We start from the raw sequence: 17,308 nt of genomic DNA, 5'->3' as shown, positions 1-17,308 counted from the left end.
GCGATGGTCAGCTTGCTTGTCCTGATTGCGATGCTTGCCGCGCTTGGTCTCTTCGTCCTGTTTGGCACGCCGGCCGGCGAGGCCTTCGTACAGGGCCAGACCAAGGCAGCATTGTCGCGGCTCTTCGGGCCGGCCTACGACGTATCCTTGGGCGCGCAGCGCTTCGAGGTGCGCCGCGACGGCATTCTGGCTCTGTCGTGGGACGATGTGGCGCTGCATCGACGCGATCGTCCGGAGCTGAGTTCTGAGATCGGCCGCGTTTCGGTCGCCGTTCGTCTGCTGCCGCTCGTCGGTGGCTCGCTGGAATTCGGGCGCCTGGAAATCGAGCGAGCGCGGATCGACCTGGCAGCTTTCGGCGAAACACCGTCCGAGCGCTATCGCGGCCCGGCGCGCGTCCAGCCCACGGACGTCCCGGCCGCCTTGCCCACCACGGACGCCGAGCCGCCTCGCTCTCGCATCTCGCGAGCAGCCGAAAGCGCGATCCAAACGCTCGAGCGCCAGCTTCAGGCCCTCCAGGCCTACCATTTCGACACGGTTGCCTTCGTGGACATCACGATCGAAGGCTTTACCGGCGCCTTCGCCCGCGTGCCGGATCTTCGCCTGGAGCGGGCCGAACTGCACCGCGCGCTGGATGGCTCGCTGTCGCTCTATTCCAAGTTCGACATTGCAGGGGTTCCGTTTTCGATCGGTGGGGCTGCGGATTTCGACCCGGACAGCGCGCGCCTGCAATCCTTCTCGCTTCGCTCGGGCTCGATCGACCTCGCCGCCGTTCTACCGCCGGCTCCGCTTTCGGAAACCAAGGACGAGCGCCCCTTCGGCAGCGATGCTTCGATCTCGCTCGAGGCCGGCATGCACCGGCAGGCCGAGACCGGTATGGCTGTTCTCGGCGTTTCGCTCCGATCCGGCGCGGGACATCTGCAGCTAGGCCTGAACCGAACCGAGATCGAACCCTCGACGCTTCGACTCGAATATCGGGAGGGTGAGGACAGGGTGCAGATCCTGTCCAGCCCCTTGCGGTTTCGCGATGTGGGTTTCGATCTGGAAGGGACAGCCGAGCCGGTGGTCACGGATGGCGTGGCCGACCCCGATCGCCTGCGCTTTCGAGTGGGCACCAAGCAGATCCGCTCTAAGGTGGGCCTGCCGGAGGGGGAAACCGAGCCGCGAGAGGCGAGCCTCTGGCTCGACGGTCTGATCGATCCGCTCGCCCAGACGGCGGAGATTACCCAGCTCGATCTCGCGCCGTCGAAGGGCAAGCTGACGGGCAACGCCATTTATCGCGGACGCTCGCCAGACGATCTCACGTCCTTGCGTCTGGAAGCCGTCGATCTTTCGGCGGAGTCGATCAAGGCCTTCTGGCCGTTCAATGTGTCGGGCAAGGCGCGCAACTGGGTGATCGCGCATATCGGGGACGAAGGCGCCGTGCCGGCCGGCTCGATCCGCATCGACGTCGCCCGCGCTCGGCTCGGCGAAGCTTTCAAGCCGGACCGGGCGCCTCAGGACAGCGAGTTGCAGATCGACCTCGACCTGCGGGACATGGACCTTTCCACGGTTGGAACGGTGCCCCGGCTCGAAAAGGCCAATGGCCGTTTGGAAACGCGCGGCGGGACGACCACCGTCTTCGTCGATCGTTCCGACATGGTGGGCCATCCCGATCTGGCGATCGGCCCGGCGAAAGTAGCGCTGGGCAAGCCGGCGGAGGGCAATCAGCGCGATCTGCATATCGATCTCGACCTTGCGGCCAGCGGCGCGATTCGGGATGCGCTGGAGGTCGCCAATTCCGAGCCGATCCACGCGCTCCGATCCATTGAGCTCGATCCCACCAAGGTGTCCGGCGAGATCGAGGCGAAGGTCGAGGCGTCGTTCCGGCTGGGCGATGGGATTGCGCCGGAGAAGCAGGTGGAAGCCTGGAACGTCGAAGCGACTCTGAAGAAGGTCGATCCAGGCCAGCCCATTCAGGGGCGCAGGCTCTCGAAGCTGGATGGCGTTCTGCACGTCATTCCGGGTCAGGCGAGCGGCTCACTCGACGCTGACATAGAAGGGCTTACGGGCGACCTCAACTTCATCCTTCCCTTCGGCGAAAAGCCGGTGGGCGAGCGGCGGGTGGACGTGTCGGCGACGATTCCGGGCAAGAGGGTTGCCGAGGCGGTGCCAGCTTTGAAAGGCGTCCTCGCTGGAACCACCAAGGCGGAGATATCACAAACCGCCTCCGGCCTTCGAGCCGAGCTGGACCTTCGCGACGCGACGCTCGATCTGCCGTTCATCGCCTGGAAGAAGGGCGCCGGCGTGCCCGCCGCCCTGTCCTTCCTCATGGCGCAAGGCGAGGGCGGAACGAACCTACGCGACATCAGCCTGACTGGCGAAGGGTTCGCGGCGAAGGGAAGCGTGGCGCTGGACGGCGAAGGGTTGTCGACCGCCAATCTCACCAATGTCTCGCTCAATCCGGGGGACGACATTGCGGTGAAGGTCACGCGGCATCGCAACGGCTACGGCGTCGAGCTGACGGGATCGCGCTTCGACGCCCGTCCGATCCTAGCCGAGCTAAAGGGCAATGTCGGCAAGAAGGATCGCAAGATCGGCGGCGGGACCTTCGACGTGAATGCGGATATCGACGTTCTGAACGGGTTCAACGGACAGAGCATCCGCGACTTTCAGATGAACTATGCCAGCGCCAAAGGCCGCATGGCCGCGCTCAATCTCGGTGGCTCCGTCGGCGGAGGGGCCGTCACCGGGGACCTATCACCACGCGGCGATGTTCAGGCGATACGGCTGCGCAGCGCCGATCTTGGCGCACTCTTGGGATTTGCCGGACTTTATCAGCACATGCAGGGCGGACAAGCGACGCTCGATCTTCTCGGCACGGCGGACACATCCTACCAAGGCGCTCTGCAACTGACGAACTTCACGCTGGTGGACGAGCCCAGGCTGTCGCGCATCGTCGGTTCGTCCGGCGGGCAAAGCGACCAGACACTGTCTCAGGCGGTTGGCCAGAATCTACAGACCGAGCGGGCCTTCTTCGATCACGCATCGGCCAAGCTCAGCTACACCGGTTCGACGCTGCGCGTGGCGGACGGAATCCTGCGTGGCCCGGTCTTCGGATCGAGCTTTAACGGCACGCTCTACAATGCCAAGGGTCAGATCGATATTTCTGGCTCCTTCATGCCGGCCTACGGGCTGAACCGTATGTTCGGCGCCATTCCCGTGCTCGGCCAGATCCTTGGCAATGGCAACGAAGGCGGCCTCATCGGCATCACCTACCGGCTCGACGGCCCCTTCGCCTCGCCGACACTGGTGGTCAATCCGATCTCCGTGATCGCGCCCGGCATCTTCCGCCAGATCTTCTCCTACCAATGAAAAAGGCGGCTCAAAGGAGCCGCCTTTCGTAGGGTTCGCCGGATCGACGCGTTTAGTCGCCGATGCGCACGAGGACGTGGCGCTTCTTGCCGAGCGACAGTTTGGCCACTCCGTCCTGAATCTCGGCTTCGCCGACCAGCTTGCGGTCGTCTGTAATCGGCTGGTCCGCCAGACGCACGGCCCCGCCCGCGACATGCCGGCGCGCCTCGCCATTGGAAGCGGCAAGACCGGCTTTCACCAGCAGCGACAGGATTCCGATGCCTCCCGCGAGATCGGCCTTGGCGATCTCGATGGTCGGCAGGCTTTCGGCGAGCGCGCCTTCCTCGAAGGTGGTGCGGGCCGTCTCGGCGGCCCTGGCGGCCGCGTCCCGCCCATGGACGATGGCGGTCGCCTCGGTCGCCAGCACCTTCTTGGCCTCGTTGATCTCCGAGCCGCCGAGCGCGGCAAGACGCGCGATCTCGTCCAGCGGCAGGCGGGTGAAGATCTTCAGGAAGCGGCCGACATCGGCGTCCTCGGTGTTGCGCCAGTACTGCCAGAAGTCATAGGGGCTGAAGAGATCGCCGTTCAGCCAGACCGCGCCGGAGGCGGACTTGCCCATTTTCTCGCCGCTCGACTTGGTGAGAAGCGGCGTCGTCAGAGCGTAGAGCTGCGGCCCGCCCATGCGATGGCTGAGGTCGACACCGTTGATGATGTTGCCCCATTGGTCCGACCCGCCCATCTGCAGAACCGTGCCGTGGCGGCGGTTCAGCTCGGTGAAGTCGTAGCCCTGCATGATCATGTAGTTGAATTCGAGGAAGCTCAGCGACTGCTCCCGGTCGAGCCGCAACTTCACCGAATCGAAGCTCAGCATGCGGTTGACCGAAAAGTGCCGGCCGACATCGCGCAGGAACTCGACATAGTTGAGCTTCATCAGCCAGTCGGCATTGTTCACCATCATGGCCGGGTTCGGCCCGTCATAGCGAAGGATGTTGCCGAAGACGCGCTGGATGCCGTCGATATTGGTCTGGATCTGCTCAGGGGTGAGCATGCCGCGCTGGCTGTCGCGGAACGACGGATCGCCCACCATCGACGTGCCGCCGCCCATCAGGCTGATCGCCTTGTGGCCGGTCTCCTGCAGCCAGTAGAGCATGGTGACGGAGATCAGATTGCCGATATGGATCGACGTCGCCGTCGCGTCGTAGCCGACATAGCCGGTGATCGGCCCCTTGAGAGCGAGCGCGTCCAGACCTTCCGGATCGGAGATCTGGTGGATGAAGCCGCGCTCGTCGAGGACGCGCAGAAAATCGGATTTGAACTTCGGCATGGTCTTTCTCTCCTGTCGCGTCGGGCGCTCGTCACCCGACGCGAGACGGGGTCTTACTTCAGGCGCTTGGGGCGCACGTCGGACAGTTCGCCGATCAGGCGGCGATCCAGATATTCCGCGCATTCCGCCATCAGTTCGGGCGTGTGGTCCGTGAAGAAGTGGTTGGCGCCCTCGATCGTCTTCTGCGTGATCAGGATGCCCTTCTGGGTCTTCAGCTTGTCGACCAGCCCCTGCACGTCCTTGGGCGGCGCGACCTTGTCCTTGTCCCCATGGATGATGAGGCCGGAGGACGGGCAGGGCGCCAGGAACGAGAAGTCGTAGGAATTGGGCTGGGGGGCGATGGACATGAAGCCCTCGATCTCCGGCCGGCGCATCAAAAGCTGCATGCCGATCCACGAGCCGAAGGAATAGCCGGCGACCCAGCAATTCTTCGAATCGGGGTGGATGGCCTGAATCCAGTCGAGCGCGGCGGCGGCGTCGGACAACTCACCCGAACCGTGGTCGAACTCGCCCTGGCTGCGGCCGATGCCCCGGAAGTTGAAGCGAAGGGTCGTGAACCCGCGCTCCACGAACATGTAGAAGAGCTGGTAGACGATCTGGTTGTTCATCGTGCCGCCGAAGCGGGGATGGGGGTGAAGGACGAGCGCGATGGGCGCGTTCTTTTCCTTCGCCGCCTGGTAGCGGCCTTCCAGACGACCGGCCGGACCGTTGAAGATAACTTCGGGCATCGCTTGCAAACCTCAAGGAAGCGGCGCCGGAGAAGGCCGGCACCTTGACGGAGGATAGGCAGCCTCGTAGGTTCTATGCTTAGAACGATTCAAAACTACACGCTTCCCTCAAGGGGGCTATGTAGTCCGCGGACCGGCTCGAATACAACGATTTTCGCGACCCCATTTCGGTTCCGTCCGTCGGCAAAGGTTTGGGATGACGGCTTCCGGGCGACGCATCTATCTCGACTACAATGCCAGCGCGCCGCTTCTGCCCGAAGCGCGCGACGCCTTCGTTCGCGCTTTGGACCTGGTCGGCAATCCGTCTTCGGTTCATTCGGAAGGCCGAGCCGCACGCGCCGCGTTGGCTCGTGCCCGCGCGCAGGTCGCCGGACTGGCCGCCGCTTCTCCCGAACAGGTCGTCTTCACCAGCGGTGCCAGCGAAGCCGCGTCCACCTGCCTCACGCCGGATTGGCGCAGCGGTGGCGAGACCGCGAGGCTGGGTCGTCTGGCCGTTCTCGACACGGATCATCCCTGTATCCGCGAAGGCGGTCGATATCCCGCTGCGGCGATCACGCGTCTGGGCGTGGATCGGAACGGAGTCGTCGATTTCGAGACGTTGACGACCTGGGCTGAGGCCGGTCCCGGCCTTCTCGCGATGAGCGTCGCCAATAGTGAGACCGGCGCGCTTCAGCCCGTGGAAGCCATCTCCGCAATCTGCCGCGATCATGGCATTCGGCTGCTGCTCGACGTCGTTCAGATGGTCGGCCGCCTGCCGATCGACAGCCTGCTTCCGCTCTGCGATGCGATCATCTTGTCGGGGCACAAGATCGGCGCGTCTAAAGGCGTCGGTGCCTTCGTGCTCCGCGAGGAGCAATTCCGACCAGACCCGTTGATCACCGGCGGAGCGCAGGAAACGCGCCAGAGAGCGGGAACGGAAGCCTTGCCTCTCGTCATCGCTTTCGGTGCTGCGGCCGAGGCGGCTGGCCGACGTCTGGTGCGCTCCGGCGAGCTGCGCGAAAAGCGGCAGCGTCTCGTGGAGCGGCTGTCACGATTGGATGCCAGTCTCGTGCTTGGACAAGACCATACGACGCTGCCGCAGACGGTGGCGCTCCATCATCCCCGCTTTCGCGCGGAAACGGTTCAGATCGCCTTGGACCTGCAGGGGATCGCGGTGTCGGCCGGGTCGGCCTGTTCTTCCGGCAAACTCGGTGCGAGCCATGTTCTGCTGGCGCTCAGAAACGGCGGGGCCGCAATCGAACCCGAGGCAGGAGCGATTCGCGTCAGCTTCGGGCTGGAAACGACGGCGTCCGATCTCGACGCCTTCGCGGAAGCCTTCGAGCGCATATGGATGAAAAGCCTGGAGAAAGAGGATCCGAGAGCGGCCTGAGAAAGAAGGTGCCGTTAATCTGGTTACAGATCTTCAACTTTTCACTTCGGATCACCATTTCAACGGTCGCGCACAATCGATATATGCCGACCGAATAACCAACCACCGGACTTTGAATCCGGCGAGTAGGGAGAATGAGCATGCCAGCAGTCCAGGAGACCATCGATCAGGTCCGCCGTATCGACGTCGATCAGTACAAATACGGCTTCGAAACCCAGATCGAGATGGACGTCGCTCCCAAGGGCCTGACCGAGGAGACGATTCGTCTCATCTCCGGCAAGAAGGGCGAGCCCGAGTGGATGCTGGAATGGCGGCTCCAGGCGTTCGAGCGCTGGAAGACGATGGAGAGCCCGTCCTGGGCCCGTCTCGACTATCCCGCGATCGACTTCCAGGACATCCACTACTACGCCGCACCCAAGTCGATGTCGGGTCCCGCTTCGCTGGCCGAGGTCGATCCCGAGATACTGCGAACCTATGAGAAGCTCGGCATTCCGCTGAAAGAGCAGGAAATTCTGGCGGGCGTGCGCAAGCCGGACGAGCCGTCCGAGTTCGGCAGCGAGGATGATTCCGGCGTACCACCCTCCGAGGGGAGCTACGGGCGCCGCGTCGCGGTCGACGCGGTTTTCGACTCAGTTTCCGTCGCCACGACTTTCAAGAAGGAGCTTCAGAAGGCCGGCGTGATCTTCATGCCGATCTCGGAGGCGATCCGCGAGCACCCCGATCTCGTGCGCAAGTATCTCGGCACGGTCGTGCCGGTGTCGGACAATTTCTTCGCGACGATGAACTCCGCCGTCTTCACCGACGGCTCCTTCGTCTACATTCCGCCGGGCGTTCGCTGCCCGATGGAGCTCTCGACCTATTTCCGCATCAACGAGCGAAACACCGGCCAGTTTGAGCGGACGCTGATCATCGCCGATGCCGGCTCCTACGTCTCCTATCTCGAAGGCTGCACGGCACCGCAGCGCGACGAGAACCAGCTTCACGCCGCGGTCGTCGAGCTCGTGGCGCTGGACGACGCCGAGATCAAGTACTCGACCGTCCAGAACTGGTATCCCGGCGACAAGGACGGCAAGGGCGGCATCTACAATTTCGTCACCAAGCGCGGCGATTGCCGGGGCGCGAACTCGCGCATTTCCTGGACGCAGGTCGAGACCGGCTCCGCGATCACCTGGAAGTACCCCTCCTGCATCCTGCGCGGCGACAATTCGCGCGGCGAGTTCTATTCGATCGCGGTGTCCAACGGCCGCCAGCAGATCGATAGCGGCACGAAGATGATCCATATCGGCAAGAACACGTCTAGCCGGATCATCTCCAAGGGTATCTCGGCTGGCCATTCCAACAACACCTATCGCGGTCAGGTGACGGCGATGCGCAAGGCCTCCAACGCGCGCAACTTCACGCAGTGCGACTCGCTTCTGATCGGCGAGGACTGCGGGGCCCACACCGTTCCCTATATCGAGGCCAAGAACGCCTCGGCTCAATTCGAGCACGAGGCGACCACCTCGAAGATCTCCGAGGATCAACTCTTCTACTGCATGCAGCGCGGTATTCCGGAAGAGGAGGCCGTGGCGCTCATCGTGAACGGCTTCGTCAAGGACGTGATCCAGCAGCTGCCCATGGAGTTCGCCGTCGAAGCGCAGAAGCTGATTGGCATCTCGCTCGAAGGCAGCGTCGGCTGAACCACGCCCGCTAGGCCTCACCATTCAAAGAAAGCCGCGCTTGAGCGCAGCTTGTCTCCCCAAACCTTAGAAGAACGACGATGCTGGAAATCAAGAACCTTCACGCCCGGGTCGCCGAGACCGGAACCGAAATCCTTCGCGGCTTGGACCTGACGGTGGAAGCCGGCGAAGTGTCCGCGATCATGGGCCCGAACGGCTCGGGCAAATCCACGCTTTCCTACATCATCGCGGGGCGCGAGGATTACGAGGTCACCGAGGGCGACATTCTCTACAACGGCGAGTCCATCTTGGAGATGGATGCGGCCGAGCGTGCCGCTTCGGGCGTCTTCCTGGCCTTCCAGTATCCGCTGGAGATCCCGGGCGTCGCCACCATGACCTTTCTCAAGACCGCCCTCAACTCGCAGCGCAAGGCACGCGGCGAGGGCGAGTTGACAACGCCCGACTTCATTCGCCGGGTGAAGGGTTCGGCGGCTGATCTCAAGATCGACATGGACATGCTGAAGCGTCCGCTCAACGTCGGCTTCTCCGGCGGCGAGAAAAAGCGCGCCGAGATCCTGCAGATGGCGCTGCTCGAGCCCAAGCTCTGCGTTCTCGATGAGACCGACTCCGGCCTCGACATCGACGCGTTGAAGATCGTGGCGGACGGCGTCAACGCTCTGCGCGGCGCTGATCGCTCCTTCCTCGTCATCACCCACTACCAGCGCCTGCTCGACTACATCGTGCCAGACAAGGTGCACGTCCTCTACAAGGGCCGCATCATCAAGTCGGGCGACAAGAACCTGGCGCTGCAGCTGGAGAACGAAGGCTACGCGCAGATCATCGGCGAGGCCGCCTGATGTCACTCACCAAGACGCAGCCGCGCACGGCGGCGGAACTGGCGCTGATCGACCGAGCCGAGGGGCGCGTTTCCAACGACGCCTCGCGCGAGGCGCTCGACATGCTGCGAAGCGAGGGGCTCCCGAGCCGCCGCGTCGAAGCTTGGCACTACACGGATCTTCGCGCTCTTCTGGGTCGCCAGAAGCGTGAGGAAAGCGCCGAGATTGCTGGCCAACCGACCTTCCTGACGCCGCTCCTGCCGCAATCGCTCGTGGTCGAACTCGATCGTGCGGCGGCTGGCAACGATCCCGTCTCCGGCCTTACCCTTGCCGAAGGCAGGACCACTGCGCGGTGGAACCATTCGGTCAACCATCTCGATCGCGGCTTCGACACGATCCGGGTTCTGAACCAGGCGATGGGCGCGCGCGGCGTAGAGATCGACATCGCGGCCGGCCTGACGCTGGCGTCCCCCATCGAGCTTCGACCGGAGCCGGGCGCCACCGGCGGCCAGAGCTTCGCCAATGTGCGCGTCGGCGCGGGTTCGCGTGCGACCATTGTCGAGCGCGCGGCGCCGGCCGGTCCGGGCGCCGTCTCCACTGCGGTTTTTACCCTGGAGCTCGGTGACGACACCGATCTCCTTTGGATCGTGGTCCAGGAAAAGGGCCTGGACGAGAGCCATCTCGGCCAGCTCAACGTGACGCTCGGCGCCAATTCACAGCTGCGTCTCTTCGTCCTGAACGCCGGCGGAGCCGTCGTGCGCCAGGAGGTTCACGCGGTAACGGAAGGCGAGGGCGCCGATATCAAGATCCGCGGCGTCAACCTCCTGCAGGATGGCCAGCATGTGGATGTCACGACCACGCTGAACCACACCGTCGCCCACACGACCTCGACGGAAATCTTCCGCAACGTGGTCTTGGGCGGTCATGGCGTGTTCCAGGGCATGATCCGCGTGGCCAAGGGCGCGCAGAAGACCGACGCGCGTCTCGCCTGCAACACTTTGCTCCTTTCGGAGGACGGCGAGTTCTCCGCAAAGCCGGAACTCGAGATCTTCGCGGACGACGTTCAGTGCGGCCACGGCGCCACGGCCGGCGAGATCAATGCCGACCACCTCTTCTACCTGATGAGCCGAGGCATCCCCGAGGCCAAGGCGCGTTCGCTTCTGGTGAAGGCCTTCGTCGGCGAGGTGGTCGAGGAGCTGGAAGACGAGGCCGTCGTCGAAGCGCTGGAAGCGCGGATCGACGCTTGGCTGGATAGCCGACACTGACCCATCCGGCGTTCGTTCCCTCCGGGGACGAGCGCCCAGCCGGAGGACCGGACGCGATGAATGCCCCGTTCAGCTCTGCGACCCTGGATCGGCAACCCTACGATGTGGAGAGCATTCGGAAGGATTTTCCGATCCTCTCGAAATACGTCTACGGCAAGCCGCTCGTCTATCTCGACAATGGTGCCTCGGCGCAGAAGCCGAATGCCATGCTCGACGCGATCCGCCACGCCTATGCCGACGAATATGCAAACGTCCATCGCGGCCTGCATTTCCTGTCGAATGCCGCGACGCAATCCTTCGAAAACGCGCGTGAAACGGTTCGCCGCTTCTTAAACGCACCGACGCCGGAGGAGATCGTCTTCACGCGTTCGGCGACGGAAGCGATCAACCTCGTTTCCTACGGGTTCGAGCAGGAAATCGCAGAAGGCGACGAGATCGTCCTGACGATCATGGAGCACCATTCCAATCTGGTGCCCTGGCATTTCCTGCGGGAGAGGCGCGGCGCCAAGCTCGTGTTCGTGCCGGTCGCGGAGGACGGTTCGGTCTCGCTGGAGGATTTTGCCAAGGCGATCGGTCCGCGAACCAAGCTCGTTGCCGTCACCCACATGTCCAATGTCCTGGGGACAGTGACGCCGGTCAAGGACATCTGCGCGCTGGCGCGCGAGCGGAATATCCCCGTTCTCGTCGATGGCAGCCAGGGGGCCGTTCATCTCAGCGTGAACGTGCAGGAGATCGGCTGCGACTTCTACATTTTCACCGGACACAAGGTGTACGGGCCGACCGGCATCGGTGTGCTCTACGGCCGGCGCGAGCGGCTGGAGCAGATGCGCCCCTTCAATGGCGGCGGCGAGATGATCGTCGAGGTCAGCGAGGACAAGGTCACCTATAACGCGCCGCCGCATCGCTTCGAAGCCGGCACCCCGCCGATCGTCCAAGCAATCGGCTTGGCCGCCTCGCTCGACTATATGCTCTCGATCGGACGAGAGCGGATCGCAGCGCATGAGCATGAGCTGCTCACCTACGCAACCGAGCGGCTGACCGCGATCAACTCGCTGCGGATCTACGGCAACGCGCCGGGTAAGGGCGCGATCATATCCTTCGATTTGGAAGGTATCCATTCGCACGACGTCGCTATGGTCATTGACCGGGAGGGCGTCGCCGTCCGCGCCGGCACGCATTGCGCCCAACCTTTGCTGAAGCGCTTTGGCGCCACGTCGACCTGCCGAGCCTCGTTTGGCCTCTACAACACGAGGGCAGAAGTCGATAGTCTGGCGGAAGCCCTCGAAAAGGCCAGGCGCTTCTTCGCCTGAGGAATCAAACGATGGAAAACACCCCTCACAGTGCCGCAGCGTCGGTCGAGGAGACCGAAGGGCCGGATCGCGCCGAGGCCAATATCGCCCTGGCTGGAGGCGGCACCGCCGTCTCCGCCATTCCGGCCGAAGAGTTGACGCGGCTGACGGACGATATCGTTTCGGCACTCAAGACGGTCTACGACCCGGAAATTCCGGCCGACATCTACGAGCTCGGTCTGATCTACAAGATCGACATTGATGACGACCGGAACGTCGCGATCGACATGACTCTGACCGCCCCCGGCTGCCCCGTCGCGGGCGAGATGCCCGGTTGGGTCGAGAATGCCGTGGGGACGGTCGAGGGCATTCAGGTGGTGAAAGTCGAACTGGTGTTCGATCCTCCCTGGACGCCTGAGCGAATGAGCGAAGAGGCCCAGGTGGCCGTCGGCTGGTACTGACGGGTCTCCGGGTTGGTGAAGCCTTGCGACCCATCGCAGTCTTCACCATTTGAAAGAAGAGCTTGAGAAGGGATCCAGCATGGGACGCTTCGCGGTAATCACGCTGACCGATACTGCGGCCGAGCGCGTTCGCTCGATCACGGCCGCGAACGGCGAGGCGCTAGGCATTCGCGTCGGCATCAAGAAGGGTGGCTGCGCGGGCATGGAATATACCATCGCTCTCGCAGACGGTCCCAAGCCCGGGGAAGACGTTGTCGAGCATGAGGGCGCACGTGTCTTCGTCGCGCCAGAAGCTGTCCTGTTTCTGCTGGGGACACGGATGGACTACGAAGAAACCGTGCTGCGGTCCGGCTTCGTGTTCAACAATCCAAATCAGACGTCGGCCTGCGGCTGTGGCGAGTCGGTGGAACTGAAACCGGTCGATGCCAAGCAGCTTGAAACCGCCGACGCCTGAACGCTACCGTCCCACGCTTGAAGCGAGGACATCGAAAGCGCCATTCCTGACAAGCAAAAAGGCCAGCCTTCGAATGACGCTGGCCTTTCTGTTTACATGAGCCAGGAAGCCCCGGCCTTAATTTGCTCGATCAATGCCGACGGCACTTTACAGACGGGCGCCTGTACCGATCAGCATGAAAGCGGGAATATCGTCACCGAAACCAACGGGGCTCGGTTCGTCCATCCCGGAGGAGCGGCCACCACGCCGGTCGTTGTTGTAGGGAGCAGCACTGCTCGACCGCCGCGGATTCTCGCGCGGTGTGCGATCCCGGTCACGGCGCGTGAAGGGGGCGGCCTCTGCTACAGGCGCGACTTCGCTGTCGAAAGTCGCCAGCGTACGCTCCGCAGCCTCGACGACATCGAGCTCGACATCGGTTTCGGGCGTTTCGGTTGTCTCGGCCATGCGCTCTCCTCGGCTGCGGCTTCGGGTGCGCGGGGATCTGGTGCGGGTGGACTCGCTCCGCTCGCCGCGTTCGCCACGGCGGCTACTGCGCCGCTCGGTTCCGCGATCGCCCTCGTCGTCGGCCGCCGCAGAGATCGTCGTCAGATCGCCCTCGAACCATTCGATGTCCTGGCCCGTCATGGCCAAGATGGCATCGAGAAACTTCTGGTCGGACTTAGAAACCAGCGTAAAAGCCTTGCCCGACCGTCCGGCGCGGCCCGTACGGCCGATACGGTGAACGTAGTCCTCGGCATGGATCGGCACATCGAAGTTGAAGACGTGGCTAACCATGGGAATATCGAGACCGCGCGCCGCGACATCGGAGGCGACGAGAAAGGTGATCTTGTCGTCGCGGAACGACTGCAGCGTCATGGTGCGCGAGCGCTGGTCCATGTCGCCATGCAGCGCGCCGACCGAGAAGCCATGCTTCTCCATGGAACGGAACAGCAGCGAAACGTCGCGCTTGCGGTTGCAGAAGATGATGGCGTTGGTGATCTCTTCGCCTTGGCTGCGGATGACGCGGCGAAGCGCCTCGCGCTTGGCGTAATCTTCCTTGCGGGTGGCGACCAGACGCTGTTCCACCGTCTTGGCGGTGGAGGATGCCTTGGCGACTTCGACACGCACGGGATTCTGCAGGAACTGGTCGGCCAGACGAGTAATTTCCGGCGGCATGGTGGCCGAGAAGAACAAGGTCTGACGCGTAAAGGGGATGAGCTTGCAGATGCGCTCGATGTCCGGGATGAAGCCCATGTCGAGCATCCGGTCGGCCTCGTCGATGACGAGGATCTCGACGCCGGTCATCAGCAGGCGGCCACGTTCGAAATGGTCGAGAAGTCGGCCGGGCGTCGCGATCAGGACGTCGACGCCGCGTTCAAGCTTCTTGTTCTGCTCTTCGAAGGAGACGCCGCCGATCAGCAGCGCGACGTTCAGGCGCTGGTTGGCGCCGTACTTGACGAAGGACTCTTCGACCTGCGCGGCCAGTTCGCGGGTCGGCTCCATGATGACGGTGCGCGGCATGCGCGCTCGGGCGCGGCCCTGTTCGAGCATGGTCAGCATCGGCAGTACGAAAGACGCCGTCTTGCCCGTGCCGGTCTGCGCGATGCCAAGAACGTCCCGGCGCGCCAAGGCGTACGGAATGGCCTGTTCCTGGATCGGGGTCGGTTGCGAGTAGCCCGCCGCCTCGACAGCGGAAAGAACCTTCGCGCTCAAGCCTAGTTCAGAGAAGTGCATGAGATCGCTATGTCTTTCTGTCGGAGGAGAATGTCGCCGAAGCCCGTCTCCGCGCATAGTTTAGCTGCGCCATAGGCTTGACAAGGTGATTTGTCAAGCAAACAGCCGGTTTGCCTTGTGGAGGAGGGCTTCTCCCCGAGATCGGTCCCGAGTTCAATCAATGGATCTCGGGTACCGTTTCGACTGTCACGTTCGGCTTGCGCATTCAGTTGGTGGCCGGCCCGAAGCGATAGGGGGTGTTGGGCGCGATGAAGAGTTCGTACGTGTCCGTCACTTCGCCGTCCAACGGCAGGATGTCGAAGAAGAGGGTCAGATTGCTTTCCTGACCTTCGGCCGGGGGATCGGCGCGATAGCCGACCACAGCACCCTTGACCTCGGCGATCTCCGTCACCTCGATCGAGGACGACACGTGCGAGACGTCGCCGGACTGCTCGATCTGCTGAACGAAGAAACGATTGCCACCGTTTTCCTGCGCAGGCTGCGTCATCACCGTCCGCCAGACGCCATGGCGATCGCCATCCGTCCAGGGGCCGACCAACTGCACGTCACCGATGAGCGGATCAAGCCCGGCAATGGCCGAGAGGACCTTGGCATTGCGCCCCGCTTCGTCCTGCGGCTTGAGGGATGCAGCCGGCGCAGGGGGCGCCTCTGTCGTCGGCGTGGTCTCGGTCGCACTCGGTGGGGCGGCGGCCGACGGGGTGTCCGTCGCGGCCTGTGCGAAGGCAAGGTGCGGCACAAGGGTGGCCGTCATCAGTGTGGATGCGAGCCATATCCGGGAAAAGCGGGTCATGGCGAGGTTTCCTTAGATATCGAGATCGTTCACGAAGGCGGCCCGCTCTTGGATGAAGCGGAAGCGCGCCTCGGGCTTGTTTCCCATAAGCGCGTCCACCACGCCAGCGGTTCCGGCCTCGGGCGTCGAGTCCGCCACGACTCTTAGAAGCGTTCGCTTCCTCGGGTCCATGGTCGTCTCCTTCAGCTGGGAGGGGAGCATCTCGCCTAGCCCCTTGAACCGGCTGATCTCGACCTTGCCTTTGCCCTTGAATTCTTTGGCGATCAATCGCTGGCGATCCTGATCATCGCGTGCATAGAAGGTCTTGCCACCCTGGCTGAGTTTGTAGAGCGGCGGAACCGCCAGGAAGAGATGGCCCTCGCGGATCAGCTCCGGCATTTCCTGAAAAAAGAAGGTGATGAGCAGCGAGGCGATATGGGCGCCGTCGACGTCGGCGTCCGTCATGATGATCACGCGCTCGTAGCGCAGGTCGGTCTGTCGGTACTTCGAACGCGTGCCGCAACCGAGCGCCAGAGTCAGGTCGGCGAGTTGCTGGTTGGCGCCGAGCTTCTCGCGCCCTGCCGAGGCGACGTTCAGGATCTTGCCGCGTAGGGGCAGGATGGCCTGCCGTGCGCGGTCCCGTGCCTGCTTCGCCGAACCGCCGGCCGAGTCGCCCTCTACGATGAAAATCTCAGCCCCGGCAGCCCCGGTCTGCGAGCAGTCAGCCAGCTTGCCGGGCAGGCGCAGCTTACGCGTTGCTGTCTTCCGGCTGACTTCTTTTTCCTGCTTGCGCCGAAGCCGCTCGTCGGCGCGCTCCACCACCCATTCGATCAGCCGCGCCGCGTCCTGCGGCGAAGAGGCCAGCCAGATGTCGAAGGAATCGCGCAGCGTGTTCTCGACGATGCGCTGGGCCTCCGTCGTCGCCAGCCGGTCCTTGGTCTGGCCGACGAATTCAGGCTCGCGGATGAAGACTGACAACATGGCGGAGGCCGTGATCATCACGTCCTCGGCGGTGATCGCTGCCGCACGCTTGTTGCCCGACAGTTCGGCGAAGGCCTTGAGGCCGCGCAGAAGCACGTTGCGCAGACCCGTCTCGTGCGCGCCGCCCTCCGGGGTCGGGATCGTGTTGCAGTAGGAACGGACAGTGCCGTCTCCGGCCGTCCAGCAAACTGCCCATTCCACAGCGCCATGGCCCGACGCGCGTTCGGTTCGGCCGGAGAAAATCTGTGCGGTGATGCGTTGTTCGCCTTCGAGCGAGGCGTCGAGATAATCCTTGAGCCCACCTGGAAAGTGGAAGGAGGCCTTAGGCGGCGTCTTGCTGCCTTCGCCAAGCAGGGCAGGGTCGCAGGACCAGCGGATTTCCACCCCGCCGAAGAGATAGGCCTTCGAACGCGCCATGCCGAACAGGCGCGCGGGATCGAAACGTGCATTCGGGCCGAAGATCGCCGGGTCGGGATGGAAGCGGACCTTCGTTCCCCGCCGATTCTGAGTGTCGCCGATCTCGGCCAGCGGCGAGGTTGCGAGACCTCTCGAATAGGTCTGGCGGTAGATCTTGCGATTGCGGGCGATCTCCACTTCGAGCATGTCCGACAGCGCGTTGACCACTGACACGCCGACGCCGTGCAGACCACCCGAGGTTTCGTAGACCTTAGAATCGAACTTGCCGCCAGCGTGTAGCGTCGTCATGATGACTTCGAGCGCAGACTTGTCCTTGTATTTCGGATGCGGATCGATGGGGATTCCACGTCCGTTGTCGGCCACCGTCAGGAAACCCTCGGCATCGAGCGATACGTCGATGACCGTTGCATGCCCCGCGACGGCTTCGTCCATCGAGTTGTCGATCACCTCGGCGAAAAGGTGATGCAGGGCTTTCTCGTCGGTTCCGCCGATATACATGCCCGGTCGACGCCGAACAGGCTCAAGCCCCTCCAAGACCTCAATATCGGCGGCTGTGTAGTCCTGCGATAGGGGAGCGGCAGGCGTTTCCACCAACTTGGGAGCGCGAGCGGTGCGCGTCGTGGCGGTCAGTTTGGGCACGGCCGATCCGGCGAACAGATCATCGCTCATGGGCGATCGGCCCCTCTCTGCATCAAGGTTCGGAAGTCTGAGCAC

General features: G+C 63.5%; 13 protein-coding genes. 8 read left to right on the top strand and 5 right to left on the bottom strand.

Features of this window, described 5'->3' with window-relative positions:
* The first annotated feature begins 12 nt into the window (after nucleotides 1-12).
* Nucleotides 13-3,351, top strand: coding sequence for an AsmA-like C-terminal region-containing protein (locus M673_RS11250; protein WP_187301254.1), 3,339 nt, complete (start codon nucleotides 13-15; stop codon nucleotides 3,349-3,351).
* Between the two features lie 52 nt (nucleotides 3,352-3,403).
* Here M673_RS11250 and tyrS read toward each other — a convergent pair whose 3' ends face one another.
* Nucleotides 3,404-4,654 (bottom strand): tyrosine--tRNA ligase, encoded by a 1,251-nt coding sequence (gene tyrS / locus M673_RS11245; protein ID WP_061976149.1) that lies wholly within the window; start codon nucleotides 4,652-4,654, stop codon nucleotides 3,404-3,406.
* A gap of 53 nt (nucleotides 4,655-4,707) precedes the next feature.
* Nucleotides 4,708-5,382, bottom strand: a complete 675-nt coding sequence (locus tag M673_RS11240) for an alpha/beta hydrolase (RefSeq protein ID WP_061976148.1) — start codon at nucleotides 5,380-5,382, stop codon at nucleotides 4,708-4,710.
* Nucleotides 5,383-5,578: 196 nt separating this feature from the next.
* Between M673_RS11240 and M673_RS11235 the strand changes: the two genes are divergently transcribed.
* The 7 genes from M673_RS11235 (at nucleotide 5,579) to sufA (ending at nucleotide 12,714) form a co-directional block, all read left to right on the top strand.
* Nucleotides 5,579-6,751 (top strand): cysteine desulfurase family protein, encoded by a 1,173-nt coding sequence (locus M673_RS11235; RefSeq protein WP_061976147.1) that lies wholly within the window; start codon nucleotides 5,579-5,581, stop codon nucleotides 6,749-6,751.
* Between the two features lie 140 nt (nucleotides 6,752-6,891).
* The gene (gene sufB, locus M673_RS11230; RefSeq protein ID WP_061976146.1) at nucleotides 6,892-8,430 is read left to right on the top strand and encodes a Fe-S cluster assembly protein SufB; all 1,539 of its coding nucleotides are present in this window, start codon (nucleotides 6,892-6,894) and stop codon (nucleotides 8,428-8,430) included.
* An 80-nt stretch (nucleotides 8,431-8,510) separates the two neighbouring features.
* Entirely contained in the window at nucleotides 8,511-9,266 is a 756-nt protein-coding gene (gene sufC, locus M673_RS11225; protein ID WP_061976145.1) for a Fe-S cluster assembly ATPase SufC, read from the top strand.
* Nucleotides 9,266-10,510 (top strand): Fe-S cluster assembly protein SufD, encoded by a 1,245-nt coding sequence (sufD, locus tag M673_RS11220; RefSeq protein WP_061976144.1) that lies wholly within the window; start codon nucleotides 9,266-9,268, stop codon nucleotides 10,508-10,510. The genes sufC and sufD overlap by 1 nt, the downstream gene beginning before the upstream one ends.
* Nucleotides 10,511-10,566: 56 nt before the next feature.
* Complete coding sequence (locus M673_RS11215; protein ID WP_061976143.1) at nucleotides 10,567-11,820, top strand: cysteine desulfurase; 1,254 nt, start codon at nucleotides 10,567-10,569, stop codon at nucleotides 11,818-11,820.
* Nucleotides 11,821-11,903: 83 nt separating this feature from the next.
* Entirely contained in the window at nucleotides 11,904-12,260 is a 357-nt protein-coding gene (locus M673_RS11210; RefSeq protein ID WP_306302817.1) for an SUF system Fe-S cluster assembly protein, read from the top strand.
* 79 nt (nucleotides 12,261-12,339) lie between these two features.
* Nucleotides 12,340-12,714: a Fe-S cluster assembly scaffold SufA gene (gene sufA / locus M673_RS11205; protein WP_061976141.1), complete on the top strand. Its 375-nt coding sequence runs from the start codon at nucleotides 12,340-12,342 to the stop codon at nucleotides 12,712-12,714.
* 147 nt (nucleotides 12,715-12,861) lie between these two features.
* Here the strand turns inward: sufA and M673_RS11200 are convergent, their stop codons facing one another.
* The 3 genes from M673_RS11200 to parE all read right to left on the bottom strand — a co-directional run bounded on the left by M673_RS11200 (nucleotide 12,862) and on the right by parE (nucleotide 17,263).
* On the bottom strand, nucleotides 12,862-14,427 hold the full coding sequence (locus M673_RS11200) for a DEAD/DEAH box helicase (protein WP_061976140.1): 1,566 nt from the start codon (nucleotides 14,425-14,427) through the stop codon (nucleotides 12,862-12,864).
* 205 nt (nucleotides 14,428-14,632) lie between these two features.
* Nucleotides 14,633-15,217 carry a hypothetical protein gene (locus M673_RS24620; RefSeq protein WP_061976139.1) on the bottom strand — a complete coding sequence of 195 codons (585 nt, stop codon included), beginning with the start codon at nucleotides 15,215-15,217 and terminating at the stop codon, nucleotides 14,633-14,635.
* 12 nt (nucleotides 15,218-15,229) lie between these two features.
* Entirely contained in the window at nucleotides 15,230-17,263 is a 2,034-nt protein-coding gene (gene parE, locus M673_RS11190) for a DNA topoisomerase IV subunit B (protein ID WP_148640034.1), read from the bottom strand.
* Nucleotides 17,264-17,308: the final 45 nt, after the last annotated feature.

The organism is Aureimonas sp. AU20, from assembly GCF_001442755.1.
GTDB lineage: Bacteria > Pseudomonadota > Alphaproteobacteria > Rhizobiales > Rhizobiaceae > Aureimonas.
The sequence above is the reverse complement of the archived record's forward strand: the minus strand, read 5'-3'. Positions and strand labels throughout refer to the sequence as shown.

Excerpts from the sequence above, each read along its gene's own strand:
- M673_RS11235 (WP_061976147.1), top strand. The coding sequence starts at position 5,579 with ATGACGGCTTCCGGGCGACGCATCTATCTCGACTACAATGCCAGCGCG.
- M673_RS11215 (WP_061976143.1), top strand. The coding sequence starts at position 10,567 with ATGAATGCCCCGTTCAGCTCTGCGACCCTGGATCGGCAACCCTACGAT.
- sufC (WP_061976145.1), top strand. The coding sequence starts at position 8,511 with ATGCTGGAAATCAAGAACCTTCACGCCCGGGTCGCCGAGACCGGAACC.
- sufB (WP_061976146.1), top strand. The coding sequence starts at position 6,892 with ATGCCAGCAGTCCAGGAGACCATCGATCAGGTCCGCCGTATCGACGTC.
- M673_RS11200 (WP_061976140.1), bottom strand. The coding sequence starts at position 14,427 with ATGCACTTCTCTGAACTAGGCTTGAGCGCGAAGGTTCTTTCCGCTGTC.
- parE (WP_148640034.1), bottom strand. The coding sequence starts at position 17,263 with ATGAGCGATGATCTGTTCGCCGGATCGGCCGTGCCCAAACTGACCGCC.
- M673_RS24620 (WP_061976139.1), bottom strand. The coding sequence starts at position 15,217 with ATGACCCGCTTTTCCCGGATATGGCTCGCATCCACACTGATGACGGCC.
- tyrS (WP_061976149.1), bottom strand. The coding sequence starts at position 4,654 with ATGCCGAAGTTCAAATCCGATTTTCTGCGCGTCCTCGACGAGCGCGGC.
- sufD (WP_061976144.1), top strand. The coding sequence starts at position 9,266 with ATGTCACTCACCAAGACGCAGCCGCGCACGGCGGCGGAACTGGCGCTG.
- M673_RS11240 (WP_061976148.1), bottom strand. The coding sequence starts at position 5,382 with ATGCCCGAAGTTATCTTCAACGGTCCGGCCGGTCGTCTGGAAGGCCGC.
- sufA (WP_061976141.1), top strand. The coding sequence starts at position 12,340 with ATGGGACGCTTCGCGGTAATCACGCTGACCGATACTGCGGCCGAGCGC.